Genomic DNA, 24,359 nt, shown 5'->3' on the forward strand with positions numbered 1-24,359 from the left:
ATGGAATCGGAATCCATGGCGTTGGTCTTGCGGGTCATCCGCGCTCGGGTGGCACCGAGGACAATTCGAAAGGACTGCTGCTGCGCCGCTGGTTGCGGTCTTCCCGTGGCGTGGCGCCGAAGAAGTTGCGGTAGGCGCTGGAGAAATGCGGCCCCGAGGAGAAACCGCACGACAGGCCGATCTGGATGATCGACTTGCTGGTCTGCATCAACATCTGCCGGGCCTTGTTCAGGCGCAGTTCCAGGTAGTACTGGCTCGGCACGCGGTTGAGGTATTGCTTGAAGATCCGCTCCAGCTGGCGACGGGACACGCACACATGCTGGGCGATTTCGTCGGTGGTCAGCGGCTCTTCGATGTTGGCTTCCATCAGCAGCACCGCCTGGGTGAGCTTCGGATGGCTGGAGCCGAGACGGTTCTGCAATGGAATGCGCTGACGCTCGCCACCTTCGCGGATGCGCTCGACCACCAGTTCTTCGGATACCGCACCGGCCAGTTCCGCCCCGTGATCACGGGCCAAAACAGCGAGCAGCAAATCGAGTACCGACATGCCGCCGCACGCCGTCAGACGATCGCGATCCCAGTCGAACAGATGGCTGGTGGCGATGACTTTCGGGAATCGCTCGGCGAAATCGTCCTGCCAGCGCCAGTGCACGGCGGCGCGGTAACCGTCGAGCAGACCGAGTTGCGCCAGCGGATACACACCGGCCGACAGACCGCCGATCACACAACCGGCGCGCACCAGTTGCTTGAGCGCGCTGCTGAGTGCCGGCGCCAAAGTGGTCGGTGGTTCATCGGCGAGCAGGAACAGTTTCTGGAAGTTTTCGAGCTTGCCCGCCCAAGGTTCGCCGGGCAGTTGCCATTCACCTTCGGCCGGTGCTTCGGCCTGCAGGAACGACAACTCGTAAACCACGTCCGGATGCACACGCTGGGCAACACGCAAGGCCTCCTCTGCCAGCGCCAAAGTCAGAGCTTTAGTGCTGGGCCAAATCAGGAAACCAATTCGATGGGCAGTCATGGCGGGCGATCCGAAACGTAAACAGAGGGAAAAACCGAAATCGGCTGCAACCAAATTAGACCATCTGGCGCGCTGCGCAGCATGACCTAATCTGGTGCATAACGGGAGCGATTACTTGAGGCTGCCCGAGAGGAATTGTTGCAAACGTTCCGATTGCGGATTGACCAGCACTTCACGCGGGTTGCCGCTTTCTTCGACGACGCCTTTGTGCAGGAACACCAGCTGGTTCGACACTTCACGGGCGAAGCCCATTTCGTGGGTCACCACCACCATGGTCCGGCCTTCCTGAGCGAGGGCCTGCATGACTTTCAGCACGTCGCCGACCAGTTCCGGGTCGAGGGCCGAAGTCGGTTCGTCGAACAGCATCACTTCCGGTTCCATCGCCAGCGCACGGGCGATTGCCACACGCTGCTGTTCGCCACCGGACATGTGCCCCGGGAACGCGTCCTTACGATGGGCCACGCCGACCTTGTTCAGGTAGTGCTCGGCTTTCTCGCGGGCTTCGGCCTTGGACACGCCCAGCACGTGAACCGGCGCTTCCATGATGTTTTCCAGCGCGGTCATGTGCGACCACAGGTTGAAGTGCTGGAACACCATCGACAGGCGCGAACGCATGCGTTGCAGCTGTTTCGGATCAGCGGCTTTCAGCGCGCCGTCCTTGTTCGCCACCAGTTTCAGCTCTTCGTTGTTGAGCAGGATCTTGCCCGCGTGCGGCTGCTCGAGCAGGTTGATGCAGCGCAGGAAGGTACTTTTGCCGGAGCCACTGGAGCCGATGATGCTGATCACATCGCCGGCGGCCGCTTTCAGGGAAACGCCCTTGAGCACTTCGTGACTGCCATAGCGTTTATGCAGGTCTTGGACTTCAAGTTTGTACATGCGGTCGGTTCTCACAAAAACAGTCAGTCGTTGAGCAAAGGGCCGTCGCGCAGCGCATCGCGCCCCGCCACTTTGGCCAGCCAGAAACCGGGTTGGGCGTAACGCAGCCGCTCAATGGCAAACAGCACCCCGGACGTACCAGCACACACCGTGCTGACCCGATCCGACAGCGGATCGATCACTTCGAAAATCTTGTCACCGGCTTCAACCCACTCGCCGGGCTTGCGCAGAAAACTCACCACGCCGGGATGCGGCGGAAGAAGCAATTCAGTGCCCTCGAACGGCATGCCTTCGCACGGCTCGTGCGCCGCGCTCGGCCACTCGCCATGGATCAGGCCCTGCTCGGCGAGGAACGCCAGAATGCCTTCAGCCCAGGCTTCGGCCTGCGCCGGCGTGGTGTCAGCCTGACCGCCGAGTTCAACGGTGGTCGCCAGGCACGCCAGTGGAATCTGCGCGTCCGGGAACAGGCGCGACAGACGCAGCCACGGCAGCGAGCAAGCCTCGTCGAACGAGCTGCCGCCGGAGTCTTCCGCCAGCAAACCGACCTTCACATCCAGATGTGCGGCGAGCGAACGCCACTGCGGCCAGTGCTGCGGCAAGGCGTACATGTGCAGCGCGGCTTCGCAGTCGCAATGCAGATCCAGCACCACATCGGCGGTGGCGGCGTGTTGCAGCAGGATGCGCTGCATGCCTTGCAGCTGGCTGCTCGCCTCAGGCAGTGCGGCCAGGTGATCGGCCATCGCCTGACGGATCAGACGGATGTTGGCGTGCGGATCATCACCGAGCTGTCCTTCCAGCCTGGCGGCCACTGGCGCGCTGAGCTCGACGAAATCACGGTTGAAATTCTTGCCGCTGCCGGCCTCGAAACGGCCCTGATGATTGCCTTGCAGCAACTGGCCGAGACCCAGCGGGTTGGCCACCGGCACCAGTTCGATGATGCCGTTGAGCAGGCCCTTGGCTTCGAGTTCGCCGAGGCGTTTTTTCAGTTCCCAGGCGGTGCGCATGCCGGGCAGTTCGTCAGCGTGGAGGCTGGCCTGGATGTAGGCCTTGCGCTCGCCGCTGCCGAAGCGAAAAACCGAAATCCGGCGCTCGCTGCCCAGGTGGCTCCACGGTAGAACGTGGTCGATGCGTTCCATATCAGTGCTTCCTCGGGGCCAGGTAGCTCAGCCAGCGACGCTCGGCCAGCTTGAACAGGCGCACCAGAATGAAGGTCAGGCACAGGTAGAACACGCCGGCGGTGATGTACGCCTCGAACGGCAGGTAGAACTGCGCGTTGACGGTACGGGCCGCGCCGGTGATGTCGATCAGGGTCACGATGGACGCCAGACTGGTGGTCTGCAGCATCATGATCACTTCGTTGCTGTACTGCGGCAGCGCCCGGCGCAGGGCCGATGGCAGCAGGATGCGCTTGTACATCTTGAAGCGCGACATGCCCATGGCCTTGGCCGCTTCGATCTCGCCGTTCGGCGTGGCCTTCAGGCTGCCCGCAATGATTTCGGCGGTGTAGGCGCTGGTGTTGATCGCGAACGCCAGGCACGCACAGAACGTTGCGCTGGACAGCCACGGCCAGAGAAAGCTTTCACGCACCGCTTCGAACTGAGCCAGACCGTAGTAGATCAGGAACAGTTGAACCAGCATCGGCGTGCCGCGAATCACGTAGGTGTAGAGCCAGGCTGCGCCATTGACCACAGCGTTCTTGGATACGCGCATCAGGCCCAGCGGCAGGGCCGCGAGCAGACCGAAGAACAGCGACAGCGCGAGCAACTTGAGGGTGGTGACCAGACCGCCGAAGTACAGCGGCAGAGCCTCCCAAATGACGTTGTAGTCGAAGATCATAGATCAGCCGCCCTTACGCCTACCGAGTAGCGCTTCTCAAGGTGACGCAGCGCCAGCAACGAGACACTGGTGATCACCAGGTACATCGCCGCCACTGCGAGGAAGAAGGTGAAAGGCTCGCGGGTGGCGTCGGCCGCCTGCTTGGCCTTGAACATCATGTCCTGCAGACCGACCACGGAAATCAGCGCGGTGGCCTTGGTCAATACCAGCCAGTTGTTGGTGAAGCCCGGAATCGCCAGACGAATCATCTGCGGCACCAGCACCCGGAAGAACACCTGGAAGCTGCTCATGCCGTACGCCATGCCGGCTTCGGCCTGACCTTTGGGGATCGCCATGAATGCGCCGCGGAAAGTTTCCGACAGGTACGCACCGAAGATGAAACCAAGGGTGCCGATACCGGCGGCCAGCGGGTTCAGGTCGATGTAGTCGTCATAGCCGAGCATCGGTGCGACGCGGTTGAGCAGGTCCTGACCGCCGTAGAAGATCAGCAGGATCAGCACCAGGTCGGGAATCCCGCGAATCACCGTGGAATACAGATCGCCCAGCCACGCCAGCCAGCGCACCGGCGACAGGCGCAACGCGACGCCGATCAGCCCGAGAACGATGGCCAGGGCCATGGACGACAAGGCGAGCTGAAGCGTCAGCCAAGCGCCATCGAGGATGACAGCCCCGTAGCCTTTCAACATGATTCAGGTCCTCGAAAGTTGGGATGAAAAAATGGCGCAAACCGCAGAGATCCTGTTGCTTGCGCCATTTCGGACGGGTCGAGCGACGTCTTTACTTGCCGTAAATGTCGAAGTCGAAGTACTTGTCCTGGATTGCCTTGTACTTGCCGTTCTCGCGGATGGCCGCGATGGCGGTGTTGATCTTGTCTTTCAGGGCGTCGCCCTTGCGTACCGCGATACCAACGCCGTCGCCGAAGTATTTGACGTCGGTGAACGCCGGGCCGACGAACGCGAAGCCTTTGCCGGCGTCGGTTTTCAGGAAGCCGTCATTCAACAGCGTAGCGTCCGCCACGGTGCCGTCGAGGCGGCCGGCGGCCACGTCGAGGTAGATTTCGTTCTGCGAGCCGTACGGCTTGATCTCGGCACCCAACGGGGCCAGGACTTCGCGGGCGAAACGCTCGTGGATCGAACCACGCTGCACGCCAATGTTCTTGCCTTTCAGCTCTGCCAGACCTTCGCTGACCTGAGTGCCTTCCTTCATCACGAGGCGGGCCGGGGTGTTGTAGTACTTGTTGGTGAAGTCCACGGACTTCTTGCGATCGTCAGTGATCGACATGGACGACAGGATCGCGTCGATCTTGCGCACTTTCAGTGCCGGGATCAGACCGTCGAACTCTTGCTCGACCCACTGGCACTTGACCTTCATCTCTTCGCACAGCGCGTTGCCGATGTCGTAGTCGAAACCGACGATGCTGCCGTCCGGCGCTTTGGAGGCGAATGGAGGGTAAGCCGCTTCGATACCGATTTTCAGAGGCTTTTCATCGGCGAATGTCGGCAGGGACAGCACGGACAGTGCCAGGGCGCCAAGCAGCACAAGTTTCTTCATCTTGGGACTCCATCGGTAAAGGGCAAAAACGGCAGAGTGAGCGACAGCCCAATATGCGAATGGGTGTAACGAAATCGGTTGCTGCGTGCGTGGGACAGTTCCAGTCAAAACCGCGACGGCTTCAACGCAAGCCACGACGAGCGAGTGATCGGCATTCTAACGACAGGCCCGAAGCCGATATTTCTTCAATGCGACAACTAATTACAGATGCACCGAGAAACCCGCTTGAGCACATTGACAGCCCTGCAATTTCATGCAAGAGCGAAAGACAGTGAACCGATCTATGCTGCAAATTGCGGGCCTATTATTCGCAAACCCTTCTAATCCGGCAAGCGCGGGGTTGTGTCTTATTTTTCACCGGGTGTTTTGAGGCTCTAAAACGGGGCGATGCGTTTCCGGATGCCCCGTTGCGGAGCGGGCGGTTACACATTCGGTTACTTGAAGGCGGACGGGTAACAGTGGGAATGGGCTGACGGAGCAATTCGATAATTATTGGTTGCTGATCACCCACGCCCTGCCCCCCCCCTCCTAACTGATCGTTCGACGCCTCGACGTGGGAACGATCACGCCACAAATGAAAAAGCCCCGCCCGGCGCGATGCCGGACGGGGCTTTTCAGTCTTCAGACCCGCCGCTTACGCGACATTCATGGTCTTGTGCGTATCGATCAGATGCTGCACCACACCCGGATCGGCCAGGGTAGAGATGTCGCCCAACCCTTCGTATTCAGCCGTGGCGATCTTGCGCAGGATGCGGCGCATGATCTTGCCCGAACGGGTCTTCGGCAGCCCCGGCGCCCACTGGATCACGTCCGGCGAAGCAATCGGCCCGATCTCCTTGCGCACCCAGTTTTTCAGCTCCAGGCGCAGCTGCTCGCTCGGCTCTTCGCCATTTTTCAGGGTGACGTAGACATAAATGCCCTGACCCTTGATGTCGTGCGGCACACCGACCACCGCCGCTTCGGCGACTTTCGGGTGAGCAACCATCGCACTTTCGATCTCGGCAGTGCCCATGCGGTGGCCGGACACGTTGAGCACGTCGTCCACGCGACCGGTGATCCAGTAGTAACCGTCGGCATCGCGACGGGCGCCGTCACCGGTGAAGTACATGCCACGGAAGGTCTTGAAGTAGGTGTCGACGAAACGGTCGTGGTCGCCGTACAGGGTGCGTGCCTGGCCTGGCCACGAATCGAGAATCACCAGATTGCCTTCGGCCTCGCCCTCGATGATGTTGCCGAGGTTGTCCACCAGCGCCGGCACCACGCCGAAGAACGGACGTGCCGCCGAACCCGGCTTCAGCGCGTGAGCGCCCGGCAGCGGGCTCATCATGTTGCCGCCGGTTTCGGTCTGCCACCAGGTATCGACGATCGGGCAGCGGGACTTGCCGACGTTCTTGTAATACCAGTCCCAGGCTTCCGGGTTGATCGGCTCGCCCACCGAACCCAGCAGACGCAGGCTGCTGCCGTCCGCGCCTTCAACGGCGGCGGTGCCGGAGGCCATCATCGCGCGGATCGCGGTCGGCGCGGTGTAGAGGATGTTGACCTTGTGCTTGTCGACGATCTTCGCCACCCGGGTGATGTCCGGGTAGTTCGGCACGCCTTCGAACAGCAGCGTGGTCGCGCCGTTGGCCAGCGGGCCGTAAACGATGTAGCTGTGACCGGTGACCCAGCCGACGTCGGCGGTGCACCAGTAGATTTCGCCCGGACGGTAGTCGAACACGCGCTCGTGAGTCATGGCCGCGTACAGCAGATAACCGCCGGTGGTGTGCTGCACGCCCTTCGGCTTGCCGGTGGAGCCGGAGGTATAAAGGATGAACAGCGCTTCTTCGGCACCCATCTCTTTCGGCGCGCAGACAGTGCCCGCCACTTTCATCAGGTCTTCGTACCAGATGTCGCGATGCTGGTTCCACTTGATGTCGCCGCCGGTGCGCTTGCACACGATGACTTTCTGGATGCTGCTGGTTTCCGGGTTGGTCAGCGCGTCGTCGACGTTGGCCTTGAGGGAAATCTTCTTGCCGGCACGGATACCTTCATCAGCGGTAATTACCACTTTCGAGCGGCAGTCGATGATGCGACCGGCCAGGGCTTCCGGCGAGAAACCGCCGAACACCACCGAGTGAATCGCGCCGATCCGGGTGCAGGCCAGCATGGCGACCACGGCTTCGGGGATCATCGGCATATAAATGGTCACCACGTCGCCGCGGTGCACGTCCTGGCCACGCAGGGCGTTGGCGAGTTTGCACACTTGTTCGTGCAGTTCGCGGTAGGTGATGTTGCGGCTTTCGGAAGGATCGTCGCCTTCCCAGATGATGGCGACCTGATCGCCGCGCTCGGCCAGATGACGGTCGAGGCAGTTGTAGGAAACGTTCAGGGTGCCGTCGGCAAACCACTTGATGTCGACATGGTGATCGTCGAAGGAAGTCTGTTTCACCGTGGTGAAAGGCTTGATCCAGTCGAGGCGCTTGGCTTGTTCGCGCCAGAAGCCGTCAGGGTTGACGACCGACTGTTGGTACATGGCTTTGTAGGTCGCCTCGTCGGTCAGCGTATTGGCCAGAACCTCGGGACGAACGGGATACAGGGAAGCCGCACTCATCTTTCCTACCTCGGTGTAATAGTTGTTTTTGTATGACCCTGTTGTAGCCGGGGCGCCCGTATAGAACCATTCGACGATGGTAGTAACAAGCCCCTACAAAACATCCAGAAATGCCACAGCCCCCCTGAAACAAACCCCGCAACCCTCGTGGGAGCTGGCCTGCCAGCGATTCAGACGACCCGGTTTCCCGGGAAAGCCGCAGCGCCGGTAACACCGCATCCAAGGATTGTTACCAAATCTGCCAAAGGTGTTTATCAAAACCGGGTCTGTTTACCCCTGCCCCGCCTCCCTAAAATTCACCTCGCCGACAAGGCAAAGCGATTAACAAGGTTACAGCCCCCACGAAGGCCGTTAATCCAGTTCTGAAGTAACAAAGCAAAACGATGAAGTTCCACACGCAACCCCAAAAAGGTTGCGTGCCCCCACTCGACCTCAAGAAGGTAAATTTCAAATGAAAGCTTTATTGGTTCTGGCCCTCAGCAGTCTGTGCGCAACCGCCATGGCAGACGAGGTTCCGACTGATGTCGCACAGCAACAACCGGTTATCGAGGAATACACTTACTCCACTCACCTGGACATCGCCAAAGTTGTATCGATGAGCGAAGTTCCGAATGTCTGCGAAGTTGTTCCGGCAAAAATGGAGTACGACGACTCCAAGGGTCAGCGTCACATCCTGCGTTACAGCATCATGGGTAACGGCTGCACCAATTGATGCGTTGAGACTGCACCGAATCGGATCACTCAGCGCAACATCGAGGGTCGATTCCAGCCCGGCTTCGGTCGGGCTCAGTTGTGTTTGAAGCGGCGCAAAAGGGTTGCAAAACACAAGATATAGTGAAAAACGCGGATTTTTGCTCGTTTTTTGAGCAATCAATCACACGCCAAAAAATTAATGAAAAAAAATTCTCCGGGGCCAATCCCGGCGAAAGCCCTGTAAACCCTCGCTCCGATCGAAATCACCCGCGCGCTCGACCGCCCTGCGCTGTTTCGCCCTCCCCCACGCCCGTGTTTTTTTCCCTATAATGCCGCCCTAATCGGGTCAGCAATATTCCCTTACAGGGATCAAAGCCATTCTGAAGCCCCGCAGCAGCGACAACGCTGGCCTGCGCCCGTCAGAGGCTCTCGGAAACCCGTAAAAATTTTCTGTTTATTGCCTGCGTAGCACCGCTGCAAAAAACGACATCCAACGCGGCTTGTACGGCCGTGTGAAAAACCAACCAATCAGTTTTCACACGGGCACAGGCCCTCACGCAGGAGACAACACGTCATGCTGAGCTGGGACGAATTCGACAAAGAAGACAGTGAAGTAGCAGCAGTGAAAGGCGCCAACGCCGGCCACGCTAGCGAAGCCAACATGGACCGCCTCGACACCGCCGGCGGTGCCGCCGCCCTCGAAGCCCGCGCCGTGACCGCCGAAGACTCGGCCGCCGTGGCCCGCGCCAAGGCTGCACTGGATTCCCTCGACGTCGCCGAAGGCCTCGCCGAACTCGAAGGCTCCGCCGCCCGTGTCGCCGTTGACGAAAAGCGCATGATCAACTGCCGCGCCGACCTCAACCAGCTCGTGCCATTCAAGTACGACTGGGCCTGGCAGAAATACCTGGACGGCTGCGCAAACCACTGGATGCCGCAAGAAGTCAACATGACCGCCGACATCGCCCTCTGGAAAAACCCGGAAGGCCTGACCGACGACGAGCGCCGCATCGTGATGCGCAACCTCGGCTTCTTCTCCACCGCCGACTCCCTGGTTGCCAACAACCTGGCCCTGGCCGTGTACCGCCTGATCACCAACCCGGAATGCCGCCAGTACATCCTGCGCCAGGCATTCGAAGAGGCGATCCACACCCACGCCTACCAGTACTGCATCGAATCGCTGGGCATGGATGAAGGCGAGATCTTCAACATGTACCACGAGATCCCGTCGGTCGCGAAAAAAGCCGCCTGGGGCCTGAAATACACCCGCGCCATCTCCGACCCGGAATTCAACACCGGCACCGTAGAGACCGACAAGGAACTGCTGCGCAACCTGATCGCCTACTACTGCGTTCTGGAAGGCATCTTCTTCTACTGCGGCTTCACCCAGATCCTCTCCATGGGCCGCCGCAACAAAATGACCGGCGTCGCCGAGCAGTTCCAGTACATCCTGCGCGACGAATCCATGCACCTGAACTTCGGCATCGACGTGATCAACCAGATCAAAATCGAAAACCCACACCTGTGGGACGCCGAAATGAAGGAAGAAGCTTCGCAGATGATCCTGCAGGGCACCCAGCTGGAAATCGAATACGCCCGCGACACCATGCCTCGCGGCGTACTGGGCATGAACGCAGCGATGATGGAGGACTACCTGAAGTTCATCGCTAACCGTCGTTTGTCGCAGATCGGCCTTAAAGAAGAATATCCAGGGACTACTAACCCCTTCCCTTGGATGAGCGAGATTATGGACTTGAAGAAAGAGAAGAATTTCTTTGAGACTCGGGTTATTGAGTATCAGACTGGTGGGGCGTTGAGCTGGGATTGATAAAAACAAGCGGCCTATGGGCCGCTTTTTTTGAGGACGGCTATGTTTTTATATAATGAATATTCATTTTATGAATTAGGCAAAACAGCTACAGGGAAAAATCAAAAAACCCTCTTAGCCGTTACTTACTGCACATTAGTTACGGTGGAACTCATACTAAAAAGAATTCTAAGTATCTCAGGAAATCATGATATTCCTGCAATGTTGAAAAATGCCTGCTCAGTAAAACCGAAACATCAAATTCAGCTTACTACATTCTCTCGCCAACTTAGAAATTCCCTGCAAGCAATCTACGTCCAAGACAAATATGGTGGATCTCGGCCTGCTCCGAGCGAATCATACCCCTTCATAAGATATTTTAGACATAACTCAGATTGGCCATCACCCAGCCAAGCCGAAGATGAAATATTTGCTCTACTAAATGACGCAAAACAAATTCAAGCCTTTCTAAAGAAAAATTTCTAGAGAGCCACGATGATTACTACTCACGAACTTATTGCTAAGCTTAACGAGAGCGGAGTCGAGTTCTCTGTTAAATATCTCCACCCCAATCTTTACATAATCAATGTTGATGAGCGATATAGCAACACTGAAAACGACCAAAGAATAGAGCTATTTTCCGAACGAGTTAACATTACTCCTCAGGACTTCATTGAACTTGAACACAACAGCAGTATCCAATTGTGCTTAGTCACGCCAGAAGAGCGCGGCACTGATTATTCATTCCTTGATGAAGAAAATAAAAGGCATCACTGGATTGAAGTACTATCTGGCGCAAAACAAGAAAACATTAATGCTGCAAGAAGCTTCAAAACCTTGCATTTTTATGGTTACAAAGGAGGTCAAGCTCGCTCTACCGTTCTTGGTGTTCTTTCAAAATTTCTTGCAGATCAAGGCTATAAAATACTCATCATAGATGCAGATATTGAAGCACCTTCTCTCGATAAAATTTTTCAAACCAAAACTACAAGACTTTCTGAGACCTTGCTGGGAATTTGTCATTTCAGGACAGAAGTAAGCACAGCAAACGCATATACACAAAAAAATGGAAAAATTGACCTCATTGCTTGTCGACCTGACAACGAAACATTTGATATTGATTTCTCCACTTTCTCATTGCACACATCTTTAGACCCCGTAATCTTAAAGAATGGGCTTACAAGAATTGGCGACTTTGCAGAGAGCTTTGGATACGATTTTGTTTTTATAGACCATCGCACGGGAATCTCTGGTTCCGTTATCCCTCTCGCACTAAGCCTTCCCGGCCCCGTCATTTCGTTTGCTCGAAGAGACACTCAGTCTCTATCTGGAGCTCGAATCTTTAAATCACTATTCAATCTAAATAGCGGCCCCCCCGGACTTTATGTAAGCTTCTCTCTTGACCCGGAATTTAAAAGAACCGGCTTAAGCCAAGAAGCACTTAAGATCCAAGAAGAACTCCTGATGCAATTCCCGGAGGGCTTTCGCGCGGACGTGGAAGATGCCATTGACAGTTATTGGATTGATTGGTTTCACAATAAATCGCTTGTTAGTGGAACCATCCCTGACATAAGAAAATTAAATCCTGAAAACCTTTCTGCGATTAGGGAAATCTCCTCCGTTCTTGGCCTCTCCAATGAGCCTCCACACCTGAGCAAATCAGAGATCCCCCCCATAGATCAGCCATTAACCAGCAGCGGTTCGACAGACCCTGGAATATATCTAGAAGCAGATTTTTTGAAACGCCTGCTTTCACCAAACTCCCCTATTAATTACATTTTGGGTCGAAAGGGAACTGGTAAAACGAGGCTCGTACGAGAATTACACGCTCGCGGACTGGGGCGTCCGATTCTAACTGCAGCAGATTACAATCACGATGGAGGCATTGGCTCTGCTGCTGCCTGTTTCAAAACCCTAGTAGATCGTCGCAGAGGGTCTCCGCAATCCATTTGGTGCGCGTTACTTCACGCAGCAATTGAATCAAACTACGCAACCACTCAAACACTCACCATGGAAGAATCAATCACAAAAAACATAGATAAAGAAATAACTTTTCAAGACATAAAAATACTATTAAACGACCCAAACCACCAAACCGACCATTTTACATTTTTAATTGACGGCATTGAAACTGCTTTTCCATCGAACGAGATAAAAAAGAACATTGAGTCACTATTCAGTTTCTTACTGACAATACAATCTGACTCATTTTTATCTCAAAAAATTACGACCCGCTTATTTATCCGTAGCGATTTAGCAAAGAACGCGATAGAAAATATAGAACAGCAATTAGACGGGCGAACCATAAACCTCGTATGGGATGAGCAGTCTATATTCAACTTTGTTCTTCTTAGAATAAATCAGAAAAGCTGGTTTAAAACACGCTTCCCGGAGGCATGCGAAAAACTTAAGCTCCACGAAGATCGGCTAAAAAGCGGGAGTATTACTGCGGATGAGTATGAACCGCTGTTAATGGAGTTTTTTCCATTAAAACTGAGAGCAAGCAATATTCAAACAATCACTTTCCTGCGGACATATTTTTCCGATACTGTGGACTCAACCTACTCGCCAAGACTTTATGATCGTTTTTTAGAGTTCTTAACGGATCGCGAAAAAGTCCGAGTAAAGGAAAGCGAAATACTTGAAAGCCATCGACTTGGCCAAAAGCTAATCTCACAGGCACATCAGGCAGCTTCTGAGTATTATCTCAGCGAAGTATCTGCAGAACTCAAGTACATGCTAGACCCTGAAGTAGATATTCAAAAATTTACGGAAGGCTTCAACGGACTATCAACACCTTTCAACGTAGAAGTATGTGTTCGACTGCTTCATGAAAAGACTCGCATTGAGACGTCTTTAGTCAGGGAGTCAATGAACATAATGAAAGACATAGGCATGTTTGAGCTTAGACCTGGATTTTCCGAGCAATGGCGAGTTGGAAGATTATTCAAAAGCTCTCTCGGCATGAAATATGTTCGAGGTACAAAACTGACCTCAGAAATTAGCTAAGAGATCCCACCAGGTGGAACTCCCACACAGCTCCACCTGGAAATTAGCTCTAAGACACCACCAAAATAAAAAACCTTCAGACATTCTCAATAGATAACTTGACCGATCCAAGTCTATTTAATATCCTCTTTACTCCGGCGCCTAAGAAACGCCTCAAGTAGCGGCCTGACCGTTCCCGAAAGATGCGGCTTTTTTGTGCCTACGGATTTCTTGTGGGCGCAAAACACCTCTGCTATGTCGGGAGTGGGCTAATACAAGACCCGTAAGGGAAATATGTCCGGCCTTCTACTTGGGGTTTCTTAACTCCCGGCGCCTTAGCCCTAAGAAGCTATCAAGTAGAGGTAATGGATATGCCTAAGATTTTTCTCTTCTCAGTGAAGGAAATCACCTACAGCTTTACTGCTGCATTTACGCCTCCACACAAGGAGGTCGATCATGTCTGAAGTCATCACACCCACAGTTTTCAATCGTCACAACCTTGCCCTTCACGCCCTCCTCCTTGAAAACCAACCGTGGTTCTGTGCCCGCGATATCGGCCGCCTGATGGGGGTCCACCTATGCGATCGCATGGTCAACAAGCTAGATAAAGATCAGCACCGCGTCCTGTGGATCGACTATTACCGACAACCCGAAAAACAGCTGATGCTTAGCGAATCTGGTGTGTATGCGCTGTTGGTATATCACTACGTCCCAGGAAACCGGCCGCTACGTGACTGGCTAACCAATCAGGTTGTGCCAGCCTTGCGCGACGCGGAGCCGTCCGAGAACACGGATCGACCGATGTTGAGTTTGTTGGATTGGCCGGAGATGTCGCTGAGCTTGCTGCATTGGCGAGATGAAAGCTGGATTCGGCTGCGAGATATGCCTTACCTGCTGAACGATCAGAGCCAAGGGCGAGCTAGGGCGGCGAAACCGTGGTGGCGGAGATTCACGCAAGTATTCCAGTCTTCGAAACACTCGATGAGTTAGAGCCATGGTTGTAGGGCTATGCGAGATCCGTCGCGATTTTCTGTAGGAATTTTCGTAGACAGCTGTAATGGCCACTCAGTATCGTCCGAGGGTTAACAACCCTCGGCGACTGTATGGATACGAAAAAGGAACAAAAAGGCTGGACCAATGACGAATTGGGAGCATCGGTCGACGCCTATCTCGCGATTCAAGCGAAATATCCAAACGATGAAAAATTCAACAAGTCTGCGGAGCACAAGCTTCTGCAGGATGGCGTGCTCGCGAGTCGCAATACCAAGTCGATCGACTATCGCCTACAAAACATTTCGGCTCTCTTTGATGAGCTGGGGCTGAAGCCAATTGTCCACTACAAGCCGAAAGTGAACATTGGCTCGGGAATAGCCGCGCGCCTGACAAAAATTTTACAAGCCAAAGGTCTTTTGACTCAGAGCACCGAGCTGCTTGCTAACGAGGGTGGCGTTCGGAGTCGACACGTTAAGCCAGCTAAAGCACAGAATTTCGTAGACGCTCCAGAAGATGACTCGCCCCCACAACAAGGGGTGACAGTTACCCGGTACTTCGTTCGAAACTCAAAAATCAAAGGCTGGATTCTAGAAAACGCTAAAGGTATTTGTGAGGCCTGTGATCAACCTGGTCCATTCGAAATGGATGGAAAACCGTACCTTGAGGTTCATCACGTTAAGCACCTGGCACAGCAGGGTAAGGATCTCAAAAACAATACTGTTGCGCTCTGTCCGAATTGCCATCGGCGCTGCCACCACTCGAGCGACCGAGTGGAGTTCACTGATTCACTCTATAAAAAAGTGAAACGGTTGAAGCGACAGTAAATTCTCTGCCCAATAGAGGATGTGGTGAGGGAAGAAATCCAACCCGCCTCTCGCTATTAATCCCCCCCACTCAAGGACCCGAGCCCCACCATGAAATTCGACCTCGCCTACTGCCTCAGCCTCGACGACAAGCTGTCGATCTATGACGTTCGCGATCTCAATTTTGATGAGACGGTGGCGTTCGATTCTGCGAAGGAGCATTTCCAGTGCCCCAACGACGCCTGTCGTTCGGCGTTCGAAGCTTCCAACGAGTTGGGTACGTTCAACGCCAAGAACGTGAATTACGTGCGCACACCGCACTTCAAGAATCTGCCCGGTACGCAGCATGTGGCGGGTTGTCCGTATGTGAGTTTGAAGACGTCGGCGTCGGGGGTTGAGGCGGCGGATGGGGAATCGGATGACGGGCGGGAGGAGCATTTTCCGTCGGAGTTGTTGCTGACGCGCCGTGAGTATGTGCGCAAGCCTGCCGCGCCAGCGGGGGCCGCGGATGTATTGCGGGATGATCCGGTGCGGGTGGCGACCTCCCCCTCAAAAGAATCGCCGAGTCGTGAGACGGCGCCGGACAAGACCAGTGTCTTCGCTCACCCCGTGGAGTGTTTTGTGTCGAACTTCGCGGACAAGGATTTGCTCAAGCGCATGCTGTTGAAGATTGGCGAGCATACGGCGCCGTACAGTTCGTTCTTCAAGAAGATCGAGTATTTGATGGACAACAAGGGGCTGATTTATTGGGGTCGGATCAAGAAGATCGAGGACTTTCACAGCGCCAGTTTCCGGATCGATTTCGAGGACAAGGTCTGGTTCAAGAAGCCGGATGACAGCAAGAAGAAGCCTTATCCGGTCAGTGTCTATCTCAACAAGAAGCTGATCGACAACTACCGCAAGCGCAAGGCGTTTCTGGAAGAGATCAAGCACGCGATCGACAGTGATAAGGAGTTGTTCTGCTTCTTCTATGGTGTGACGCCGGAGTTGAAGCAGGTGCCGGGGAAGAAGAACCCCGAAAGGCCTTTCGAGGTCTTCAATGCCAATATCGAGAACCTGGATCACTTCATCATTCGTGAAGCGCCGGGTCTGGCGTGATGGTTAGCCCTTGGGCAGTTGCAGTTGGACGGCGCCGGGGTGTTGTTTGACGACTGAGTACGGCAGGATCGACCACTCGGGTTCATCGCAACCACGTTGTACGCGAGGGAAGTACGGCCCCAGGTAGATGCCCTTGGCGGTGAAGTACCAATCGAAAACGCCCCAGACGTTTTCATCGTTGTAGTCGCAGCTGTCTTCATCACCTTCGGCGGGCTTCTTCATTTCGTCGGGATACAGCGAGGTGAACTGCTTTATAAGCCACCGCGCAAACTCCTCCCTCTGTTCGCCTTCGCTTGTTCCAGTCGAAGTACCTTCACGCCCACCCACTGCCAAAACGTCTTCCAGCTTTATCGCTTGCCCAGTATGAACATTGAGATTGATCGGGGAGTTGCCGACATCCGGATGCGCGCCGCCACAGTCGTAACCGGTGTTGATGTTCAGGCTGACGATATCGGACGACAGAAACGTGGGCGCGACGCTTTGCCATTGCTCGGCATTCTCACCACCTTGCAGCATGCAGGCGTGATAACTGATGACCTCTTTCCAGAGCCGTCCCAACAATTGCTCGTTGATCCGCTGTTGCTCCTGTTTGGGATAACCGGACTCAATGCTGAAGAAAGAGATTTTCGACTCCGGCTCCGCCCACCATTGCAGGTCGTAGCCCATGAAGTTGTCTTTCTTCCCCGGTTTGAGCTTGAGCCCCTGTAAGCGCAAATACTCGTAGGGATCTTCTTTCGGCAATGTGGCAATGAAGGGCAACGTCGTCGCAGTCGGCGCGGGTAGTTTGGCCTCGACTAGTTGTACCGGCAGCTTTTTGCCCTTCGGGTTTTGCCATTCGCCCTGCCAACCATTGGCGGTGGATTTCAGTTTGAGGGTTGGCAGCGGTTTGTCCTCGCCGTAGCGATTGTTGCCCTCGACCAACGTCAGCGTGCTGTCCTGCAACGCGCCGCTGAGGGCCAAATCGCGGTGATACTTCTCGTAGAAGTAACGACCGGTCACTTCATCCGGCTGCTGTGTATTGAGCTCAACCACAATCGGCGTCTTGCCCAGCGTGCCGGTGAACACACGTCTGCCGTCGTCAGCCTGAGCGTTGGAAAGCAGTGAAAACAGCACGGCGGTGTATGGCGCCAGGCGCAACAGTCCCTTGAGCATGGATCGATCCCTGAATGAGTCGGAGGTCGCGCCGGGACATTGATGCCGGCGCTAGTGAATGCGGGGCGGATTATGGCGGGGGTGGCTTAAGTAATCGAGTTTCGTCGGTTGTATTCTTCCAGCCAGGCTGCGCGCTCGACTGCTGCGATCTCCCGATAAACTTGCTTGCGCCGGTCCTTGGCCGCTTGAACTTCGTCCTCATCCAGCGCGCAATAACGACGAAGCCAATGAACGGTCATCTCCTCATCCGGGTAGTAGTAACCCTTGGCGCCCTTGCTGTTTCTCGGGGTGTCGTTCATCTGCGCGTCGAACACCATGGCTGCGACTTCATCAGGCGGTAAACAACCGGCCCCTGCGGCCTTGTCCTGGAAGACCCAGGCAATTTCATCGATGTGTTTTTGTGCGCTGCGATGGCTGCGGCGATAGAACTGCTGCGGTCGACACATCCACTGGAATCGCTCAATCAACGGTTCGATATCAATCCACTCGGAGAGCCCGTGATGGGTTGCATGAAGCATTACACCGTTGAACCAGCGATCAGCGAATTGCCCCACAAATGCATCCAGATCCGCCTTTTTCATGTCGGCGAAAACCATGCAATAGCGAGTCTTGATATGCATGGCGAACAGCACATGCTTTCGTTGCACGGTGATCGCATGCACCAGCCACTGTTCGACACCACTGCCCATCTCATCATCTTCGATGGTTGATGACGGCGGGGCGAAATCCACCGGGGTGATCTTTTTGCCCTGATGGACGCGACTGAAGAACTTGCTGGCAGCTTCGGTGCAGTTGAAGATCAGCATCCTTGATCTCTGATAAATACTGGGGACGATGGATTATGGGTCTGTCGGTAGACGATTACTTCATCGACATTCCCAACATCACAATAACCAACAATCCAATATAAACCCAAGCATGCACCCGATCAGGTATCCGCCCGATCCACGGCGTGGCCAGTCGAATCCCCAGCAACGATCCGAGCGTCAGCACCGCAAACGCCAGCAGATCCACATACCCGACAAACCATGGCCCGATTTCTGTCTCGCTGAACCCCGCCAACAACATGTAAGTCAGCGTCCCCGCCAATGCCACAGGCACGCTCAATGGATTGGCCATCGAAGTCGCCTGCGACATGCTCAACCCGCAACGCCGCAACAACGGCACGGTCATGACGCTTCCTCCTACACCAAGGAAGGTTGCGATGGCGCCGATGCCTACACCGCCGCCAGAAGTTTCCAGTGTTCCCAATCGCCGTGGGATGGCGCCTTCGGACTGCGTAAGAAATCCGCGTCGCAGCAGGCAATCGACAATCGTCACGCCGAGGTAGGCGATGAAGGCATAGCGAATGACTTCGCCGCTGACCCACACCGCTGCGATTGCGCCGACGACCGCGCCCAACCCGATGAACCCGCCCAAGGGCCACAGGTAATCACGGATGAGGTTGCCGGCACGGCGATGTTTGCCGGTGGCGACCAGGGCGTTGACGATCATCACGCAGGTCGAGGTGGCGACGGCGATGTGCATGGCGGATTGGCTGATCGGGTCGTCGGCGCCGTGGCTTGCGGTGAGCATGCGGTACAGCAGTGGCACGACGACGAAGCCGCCGCCGAAGCCGAAGAGCACGGCGGTGACGCCGGTCAGGCAGCCGAAGAGTGTCAGCAAGAGGTAGAACATGGCGCGTCGTCCGTGGTTGGGGAGCGGTCGACGATAGAGCGTCGGTGCTTGGCCTGCTTCAGCAAGTCAGCCAATAATGTTCGCGTTTACGCCAACTGCCGGGTGCCGCTCGATGCGCAATGTTTCGATCAATCTGCTGGATGACACGCCACGCCCGGTGGTGGCGATCGGTACGGATTATTCCCACGGCTATCTGTTGCCACGTCATACGCATCGACGGGCGCAATTGTTGTACGGCGCGACCGGGGTGATGCACGTCAGCACGCATGACGGCAACTGGGTGGTGCCGCCGCAGCGGGCGGTTTGGGTTCCGCCGGGGGTGGCGCATGAGGTGTTGATGCTGGGGGTCAGCACGCGCAGTTTGTATATCGAGCCGGGGGCGGTGGATCTGGGTGAGCGTTGTCAGGTGATCAGCGTGTCGTCGCTGATGCGGCACTTGCTGATGGAAGCAGTGGAGCTGCCGTTGGCCTATGACCTGACCGGGCGTGACGGCGTGCTGATCGACTTGTTGCTGCATGAATTGGTGCGCAGTGCACCGCTTCCGTTGCATATCCCGCTGCCGTCTGACGGAAGACTGCTCGAATTGTGTCAGACCTTTCTGCATCAGCCGAATGCTCACCAATCACCCCAGCATTGGGCCGATCAGCTGCACGTAAGCTTACGCACCTTCAACAGACTGTTTCGTCAGCAGACCGGCCTGAGTTTCAGTCAATGGCGCCAGCGCGCCTGCGTGGTATTGGCACTGGCACGGCTGGCGGCGGGTGAAGCAGTGACGCGGATTGCCCTGGATTTCGGCTATGACAGCCCGGCGGCGTTCTCGACGATGTTCCGCCGGGTCCTCGGTCAGGCACCGTCCGTCTGGTTGAAGGCGGCGAACTAGGGCAAATCAAAAAATGCGTTTGATCCCGGCCGAAAACAACTGTACAAAAACACAGTACATTTTCCATCAGCACTCTCGAGCCCGGAGCACACCATGGCCTCTTCAGCGATGAACCTCATCCTCGAACGTATCGCCCTTTTCCAGTTCACCCCGACCCACTGCGCCCAGGCCCGCGGGATGTTGGGCTGGAGCATTGAACAGTTGTCGCGGGAGGCCAAGGTTTCAGTAGAGGACATTCAGCGGTTCGAAGCGCAGCAGGACGTGGCGGATGAGGTGCGGCTGGCGTTGACCTATCGGTTCGAGGCGCAGGGGTTGGTGTTCTTTCCGGGGTTTGCGCCGGGGCGTGGGGGAAATGTCAGAAGTGCGATGCCGGAATCAGCGAGTCATGGAGATTATGCGATGGCTGACTGAACCAATTGATTGAGATTATCCCAATATAGGTATATTTTTCGCATGAGTACAAGGAAGCCACTCCTGTGGGTTAGCAGTAGCAAGAAAGATCTCAAGCAGATGCCCACTGATGTACAGGATGTTTTTGGTTACGCACTGGATTTGGCCCAAAGCGGTCTCAGACATCCAGATGCAAAACCTCTGAAGGGGTTTGGAGGCGCGGGTGTCCTCGAGTTGATTGAGGACTTTGATACGAATACCTACCGCGCCGTTTACACGGTCCGTTTTGGCAATGCAATTTACGTCCTGCATTGTTTTCAGAAAAAGTCGACCACCGGTATAAAAACCGCGCAGTGCGATGTCGATCTGATCCGAAAGAGACTTCAAGCCGCTCAGGACCACGCGAAAGGAACTTAGAAATGATTGAAATCGAAGAAGGCAGCGGCAACGTCTATCAAGACCTCGGCTTGCCCGACGCCAGTGAAATGCAGGTCAAGTCTCAACTCGCCGCAAAGATCGGTGAAATCATCAAAGCGCGTCATCTCACTCAATCTCAAGCTTCTGAAATCTTGGGGTTATCACAACCCAAGCTATCCGAAATGCTGAGAGGAAAATTCCGCGGCATCAGTGAGGCCAAGATGATGGAATGCCTTTCCCACCTCGGCCGAGATGTGCAGATTGTGGTCAAACCGGCCCCCCGCTCTCGCAAAGAGGGCCGAATTGAGGTGGTGTTCGCATAACGCGAAGCTCCACTACGCCCTTTGAACCACTGCCTCATTCTCCCCTTCAACCGCCAACCACCATGCATTACCTCGTTGCGGTTGTGCCAGGTTAAACACCTCGCCCATTTTCGGCGTGGTGATGGACACACTGCGTTCCCAGGCCAGCGCAAGAATGCGGTCGAACGGCTCATGCCAGGCATGCATCGCCAGGTCGAACGTGCCGTTGTGGATCGGGAACAGCCAGCGGCCCTTGAGGTCGATGTGGGCTTGCAGGGTCTCTTCCGGCTGCATGTGCACGTGGGGCCATTCGACGTTGTAGGCGCCGGTTTCCATCAGGGTCACGTCGAACGGGCCGTACTGTTCCCCAATGCGTTTAAAGCCGTCGAAATAACCGCTGTCACCACTGAAGAAAATCCGCGTGTCGCCATCGATGATCACCCACGAAGCCCACAGGGTCTGGTTGCCATCGAACAGGCCACGACCGGAGAAGTGCTGCGACGGGGTGGCGATGAAGCGGATGCCGGCGACTTCGGTGCCCTGCCACCAGTCGAACTGGCGGATCTTGCTGGCATCGATGCCCCATTTGACCAGCGTGTCGCCGACGCCTAGCGGGGTCAGGAACACGTTGACCTTGTCGGCCAGTTTCAACACCGCTTCGTAGTCCAGGTGGTCGTAGTGGTTGTGCGACAGGATCACCGCTTCGATCGGCGGCAATTCATCGATGCTGATTGGTGGCTGGTGAAAACGTTTCGGCCCGGCCCATTGCACAGGCGAGGCGCGCTCGGCAAACACCGGGTCGGTGATCCAGAACTTGTCTTGCAGCTTCAACAGCAAGGTCGAGTGGCCGAGGCGGTAGACACTCTGGTTGGGAGCGGCGATCAGGTCGGCGCGGGTCAGTGGCTGCACCGGAATGGCTGCCGCCGGCCGAGTGTTGCGTGGTTTGTGGAAGATCATGTTCCACATGATCCGCAGCATCTTGCGCAAACCTTCGCGCTGCACCGGCGCGTGATTGCGGAATACACCTTCGGCCTGACGCGAAGGTTCAGGGGTTTGACTGCCCGCAGAAGCAATGGATTTGGCCATGACTGAATGACTCCGGAAACACCGCGCAATTCACGGCTTTCCACGGTGGGACGATAAATGGCCAAGGCACGCACGCATCAGCCGGACATCTGGTTTTAGGGTGCACCGATTAAGGCAACATTACACTGATCGGTGTAGTTTCTAGGTTGCATCAAACCGGATGCCAAGTAAACTGCCGAGTGTAATTCTCTCCTTTTTCCTGCCGAATCCAATTTATGACAGCTCCAACGCGCCTCACCGACCGTAAACGAGAAGCCATCATCCAGGCCGCGATCGCCGAATTCCGTACCAACGGGTTTGAGGTCACCAGCATGGACAAGATCGCGGCCACGGCCGGGGTATCAAAGCGTACGGTGTACAACCATTTCCCCAGCAAGGAAGAGCTTTTCGCCGAAATTCTCAACCAGTTGTGGGCACGGATCAGCACCGAGCAGGCCGTGTCGTATCAGGCCGATCAGCCCTTGCGGGATCAGTTGCGAACGATGCTGTTGGCCAAGTTGCAAATGATGGCGGACGACAACTTCATGAATCTGGCCCGTGTCGCCATCGCGGCTGCGATCCACTCGCCGGAACGCGCGCAGAACATGGTGGCGCGCATGGGCGAACGTGAGGAAAGCGTGACCGTGTGGATTCGTGCCGCCCAGGTGGATGGTCGATTGAAACCGGTCGATCCAGAGTTCGCCGCCCATCAAGTGCAGGGGCTGCTGAAAACCTTTGCCTTCTGGCCGCAGATCTCCCTGGGCCAGCCCTCGCTCGAGAGCACGATGCAAAATGCCGTGGTCGATTCTGCAATCGACATGTTCCTGGCCTGCTATCAGCTCTAGATCAGGCCTGCGCCACAGTAAATGGCTCACAAGGACACTGAATTTTCCCGCTGGAATAAATGACAATGCCTGCCATTGGCCGATGAACGGTCACGCTGAAGAATTACACTGCAAAGTGTTTCAGAATGAATCTGGCGCAGAACACCATGGAAAACCAACGCGGCAAAGGCTTGTCATTCGCCAGACGCATTTACCTGCCGCGAGCCATCGGGCTGGGCATCGGCTTCTTCAGTGTGGGCGCCGCGGTGTATCCGTTGAACATGCCGTCCTGGCTCTGGACCTTGTTGCTGTTTAATGGCTTTCTCTGGCCGCATGTGGCCTATCAATGGTCGACCCGCTCGGCCTTTCCCTATCGCGCCGAACGCCGCAACCTGCTCTATGACTCGGTGTTTGGCGGTTTCTGGACCGCCTGTTTCCAGTTCAACCCACTGACCACCGTGACCATTCTGTCGATGATGACCATGAACAACGTGGCCGCCGGTGGCGTGCGCCTGTTCTGGCTCGGCGCGCTCGCCCAGGTGATCGGCGTGCTGCTGGGCTGGTCAATGTTCGGGGTCAAGTTCACTCTGACGGCCACGCAGACTCAAGTCTGGGCCTGCCTGCCGATGCTGACGCTTTATCCGCTGGCTTTGGGAATGGTTTGCTACCGGTTGGCGATCAAACTCGCCGAACACAAACGCACTCTGAGCGCCCTGAGCCGCACCGACAGCCTGACCGGCCTGCTCAACCACGGCGCCTGGAAAGACCTGCTGCATCTCAAGTTCCAGCAGTGCCGCCAGCACAATTCCCAAGCGATTCTGGCGCTGATCGACATCGATCATTTCAAGTCGATCAACGACAGTTACGGACACATCGTCGGCGATGCGGTGCTGCGGCAATTGAGTCACGAGCTGAAGTTCGTGCTCGACGGAAGCGAGCTGGCCGGACGCTACGGCGGCGACGAATTCTGCGTGATCCTGCCCAACCTGCCCCTGAGCAAGGCCGAAGCGCTGATGAAGCACCTGCGTCAGGGAATGGATCAATACCGCCATCCCGACGTCCCCGAGCTGCGAGTCAGCCTGAGTATCGGGCTTGCTCGCTATCAAACCTCGTACGTCGATGCCCTTGAGTGGTTCGAAGATTCCGACAAGGCGCTGTACACGGCCAAGCACACGGGACGTAACACAATCAGCGTAGCGTTGAGCCGATCACCCGCCTGAAAAAACTTGTACAAAATTGAGAAAAATCGATTTCTTGTACAAGTTTATAAAGTTTTGTATAAGTTAATCCGCCAGCCGGGATGCTGGCACACTGCTTCCAGCCATCGAGATATCTGGCTGGCTGACGCGGAAACAGGGACCCCACCTTCAGTCCTATTTCCAGAGTGCCATGAACATGATTTTCA

At 55.8% G+C, this 24,359-nt stretch carries 24 protein-coding genes; 13 read left to right on the forward strand and 11 right to left on the reverse strand.

Features of this window, described 5'->3' with window-relative positions:
• Positions 1–34: 34 nt before the first annotated feature.
• The 7 genes from argR to acs form a co-directional block, all read right to left on the reverse strand.
• Positions 35–1,015, reverse strand: coding sequence for a transcriptional regulator ArgR (argR, locus tag ACEN93_RS09585; protein ID WP_011335538.1), 981 nt, complete (start codon positions 1,013–1,015; stop codon positions 35–37).
• Positions 1,016–1,126: 111 nt separating this feature from the next.
• Positions 1,127–1,891, reverse strand: a complete 765-nt coding sequence (locus ACEN93_RS09590; protein WP_003227281.1) for an ABC transporter ATP-binding protein — start codon at positions 1,889–1,891, stop codon at positions 1,127–1,129.
• 23 nt (positions 1,892–1,914) lie between these two features.
• Positions 1,915–3,027 (reverse strand): succinylglutamate desuccinylase/aspartoacylase family protein, encoded by a 1,113-nt coding sequence (locus ACEN93_RS09595; protein WP_039772066.1) that lies wholly within the window; start codon positions 3,025–3,027, stop codon positions 1,915–1,917.
• A gap of 1 nt (position 3,028) precedes the next feature.
• Positions 3,029–3,727, reverse strand: coding sequence for an ABC transporter permease (locus ACEN93_RS09600; protein ID WP_039772064.1), 699 nt, complete (start codon positions 3,725–3,727; stop codon positions 3,029–3,031).
• Positions 3,724–4,413: an ABC transporter permease gene (locus tag ACEN93_RS09605; protein WP_007951063.1), complete on the reverse strand. Its 690-nt coding sequence runs from the start codon at positions 4,411–4,413 to the stop codon at positions 3,724–3,726. The genes ACEN93_RS09600 and ACEN93_RS09605 overlap by 4 nt, the downstream gene beginning before the upstream one ends.
• 91 nt (positions 4,414–4,504) lie before the next feature.
• Entirely contained in the window at positions 4,505–5,278 is a 774-nt protein-coding gene (locus ACEN93_RS09610; protein ID WP_011335541.1) for an ABC transporter substrate-binding protein, read from the reverse strand.
• Between the two features lie 634 nt (positions 5,279–5,912).
• A complete protein-coding gene (gene acs / locus ACEN93_RS09615) occupies positions 5,913–7,868 on the reverse strand; it encodes an acetate--CoA ligase (protein WP_007951065.1) in 1,956 nt (651 codons plus the stop codon).
• A gap of 451 nt (positions 7,869–8,319) precedes the next feature.
• Here acs and ACEN93_RS09620 point away from each other — a divergent pair, with 451 nt between their 5' ends.
• The 7 genes from ACEN93_RS09620 to ACEN93_RS09650 all read left to right on the forward strand — a co-directional run bounded on the left by ACEN93_RS09620 (position 8,320) and on the right by ACEN93_RS09650 (position 16,247).
• Positions 8,320–8,580 (forward strand): DUF2790 domain-containing protein, encoded by a 261-nt coding sequence (locus ACEN93_RS09620; protein WP_007912695.1) that lies wholly within the window; start codon positions 8,320–8,322, stop codon positions 8,578–8,580.
• A 555-nt stretch (positions 8,581–9,135) separates the two neighbouring features.
• The gene (locus ACEN93_RS09625; RefSeq protein ID WP_039772059.1) at positions 9,136–10,386 is read left to right on the forward strand and encodes a ribonucleotide-diphosphate reductase subunit beta; all 1,251 of its coding nucleotides are present in this window, start codon (positions 9,136–9,138) and stop codon (positions 10,384–10,386) included.
• Between the two features lie 42 nt (positions 10,387–10,428).
• Complete coding sequence (locus tag ACEN93_RS09630) at positions 10,429–10,851, forward strand: hypothetical protein (RefSeq protein WP_495611335.1); 423 nt, start codon at positions 10,429–10,431, stop codon at positions 10,849–10,851.
• Between the two features lie 9 nt (positions 10,852–10,860).
• A complete protein-coding gene (locus ACEN93_RS09635; RefSeq protein WP_495611336.1) occupies positions 10,861–13,374 on the forward strand; it encodes a MinD/ParA family ATP-binding protein in 2,514 nt (837 codons plus the stop codon).
• Between the two features lie 435 nt (positions 13,375–13,809).
• On the forward strand, positions 13,810–14,343 hold the full coding sequence (locus tag ACEN93_RS09640) for a BRO-N domain-containing protein (protein WP_495611337.1): 534 nt from the start codon (positions 13,810–13,812) through the stop codon (positions 14,341–14,343).
• A gap of 113 nt (positions 14,344–14,456) precedes the next feature.
• On the forward strand, positions 14,457–15,170 hold the full coding sequence (locus tag ACEN93_RS09645) for an HNH endonuclease (protein WP_495611338.1): 714 nt from the start codon (positions 14,457–14,459) through the stop codon (positions 15,168–15,170).
• A 90-nt stretch (positions 15,171–15,260) separates the two neighbouring features.
• Positions 15,261–16,247 (forward strand): hypothetical protein, encoded by a 987-nt coding sequence (locus tag ACEN93_RS09650; RefSeq protein WP_495611339.1) that lies wholly within the window; start codon positions 15,261–15,263, stop codon positions 16,245–16,247.
• Positions 16,248–16,250: 3 nt separating this feature from the next.
• Here ACEN93_RS09650 and ACEN93_RS09655 read toward each other — a convergent pair whose 3' ends face one another.
• The 3 genes from ACEN93_RS09655 to ACEN93_RS09665 all read right to left on the reverse strand — a co-directional run bounded on the left by ACEN93_RS09655 (position 16,251) and on the right by ACEN93_RS09665 (position 19,076).
• A complete protein-coding gene (locus ACEN93_RS09655) occupies positions 16,251–17,399 on the reverse strand; it encodes a hypothetical protein (RefSeq protein WP_495611340.1) in 1,149 nt (382 codons plus the stop codon).
• An 86-nt stretch (positions 17,400–17,485) separates the two neighbouring features.
• The gene (locus tag ACEN93_RS09660) at positions 17,486–18,205 is read right to left on the reverse strand and encodes a DUF6933 domain-containing protein (protein WP_134334292.1); all 720 of its coding nucleotides are present in this window, start codon (positions 18,203–18,205) and stop codon (positions 17,486–17,488) included.
• Positions 18,206–18,260: 55 nt separating this feature from the next.
• On the reverse strand, positions 18,261–19,076 hold the full coding sequence (locus ACEN93_RS09665) for a sulfite exporter TauE/SafE family protein (protein WP_495611341.1): 816 nt from the start codon (positions 19,074–19,076) through the stop codon (positions 18,261–18,263).
• A 112-nt stretch (positions 19,077–19,188) separates the two neighbouring features.
• On the opposite strand from ACEN93_RS09665, the gene ACEN93_RS09670 reads away from it, so the two are divergent.
• The 4 genes from ACEN93_RS09670 to ACEN93_RS09685 all read left to right on the forward strand — a co-directional run bounded on the left by ACEN93_RS09670 (position 19,189) and on the right by ACEN93_RS09685 (position 21,086).
• Positions 19,189–19,956, forward strand: coding sequence for an AraC family transcriptional regulator (locus ACEN93_RS09670; RefSeq protein ID WP_495611342.1), 768 nt, complete (start codon positions 19,189–19,191; stop codon positions 19,954–19,956).
• 93 nt (positions 19,957–20,049) lie between these two features.
• On the forward strand, positions 20,050–20,367 hold the full coding sequence (locus ACEN93_RS09675; RefSeq protein ID WP_039773300.1) for a Cas5 family CRISPR-associated protein: 318 nt from the start codon (positions 20,050–20,052) through the stop codon (positions 20,365–20,367).
• A 42-nt stretch (positions 20,368–20,409) separates the two neighbouring features.
• Positions 20,410–20,763 carry a type II toxin-antitoxin system RelE/ParE family toxin gene (locus ACEN93_RS09680; RefSeq protein ID WP_103386049.1) on the forward strand — a complete coding sequence of 118 codons (354 nt, stop codon included), beginning with the start codon at positions 20,410–20,412 and terminating at the stop codon, positions 20,761–20,763.
• Positions 20,764–20,765: 2 nt separating this feature from the next.
• Positions 20,766–21,086: a helix-turn-helix domain-containing protein gene (locus tag ACEN93_RS09685; RefSeq protein WP_039773303.1), complete on the forward strand. Its 321-nt coding sequence runs from the start codon at positions 20,766–20,768 to the stop codon at positions 21,084–21,086.
• A 12-nt stretch (positions 21,087–21,098) separates the two neighbouring features.
• Here the strand turns inward: ACEN93_RS09685 and ACEN93_RS09690 are convergent, their stop codons facing one another.
• Positions 21,099–22,151, reverse strand: a complete 1,053-nt coding sequence (locus ACEN93_RS09690; RefSeq protein ID WP_495611343.1) for an MBL fold metallo-hydrolase — start codon at positions 22,149–22,151, stop codon at positions 21,099–21,101.
• A 215-nt stretch (positions 22,152–22,366) separates the two neighbouring features.
• Here ACEN93_RS09690 and ACEN93_RS09695 point away from each other — a divergent pair, with 215 nt between their 5' ends.
• Both ACEN93_RS09695 and ACEN93_RS09700 read left to right on the forward strand, forming a co-directional pair.
• Entirely contained in the window at positions 22,367–22,975 is a 609-nt protein-coding gene (locus ACEN93_RS09695; RefSeq protein ID WP_495611344.1) for a TetR/AcrR family transcriptional regulator, read from the forward strand.
• Between the two features lie 146 nt (positions 22,976–23,121).
• On the forward strand, positions 23,122–24,174 hold the full coding sequence (locus ACEN93_RS09700) for a diguanylate cyclase (protein ID WP_495611550.1): 1,053 nt from the start codon (positions 23,122–23,124) through the stop codon (positions 24,172–24,174).
• The last annotated feature ends 185 nt before the right edge of the window (positions 24,175–24,359 follow it).

The organism is Pseudomonas sp. Pseusp21, assembly GCF_059492145.1.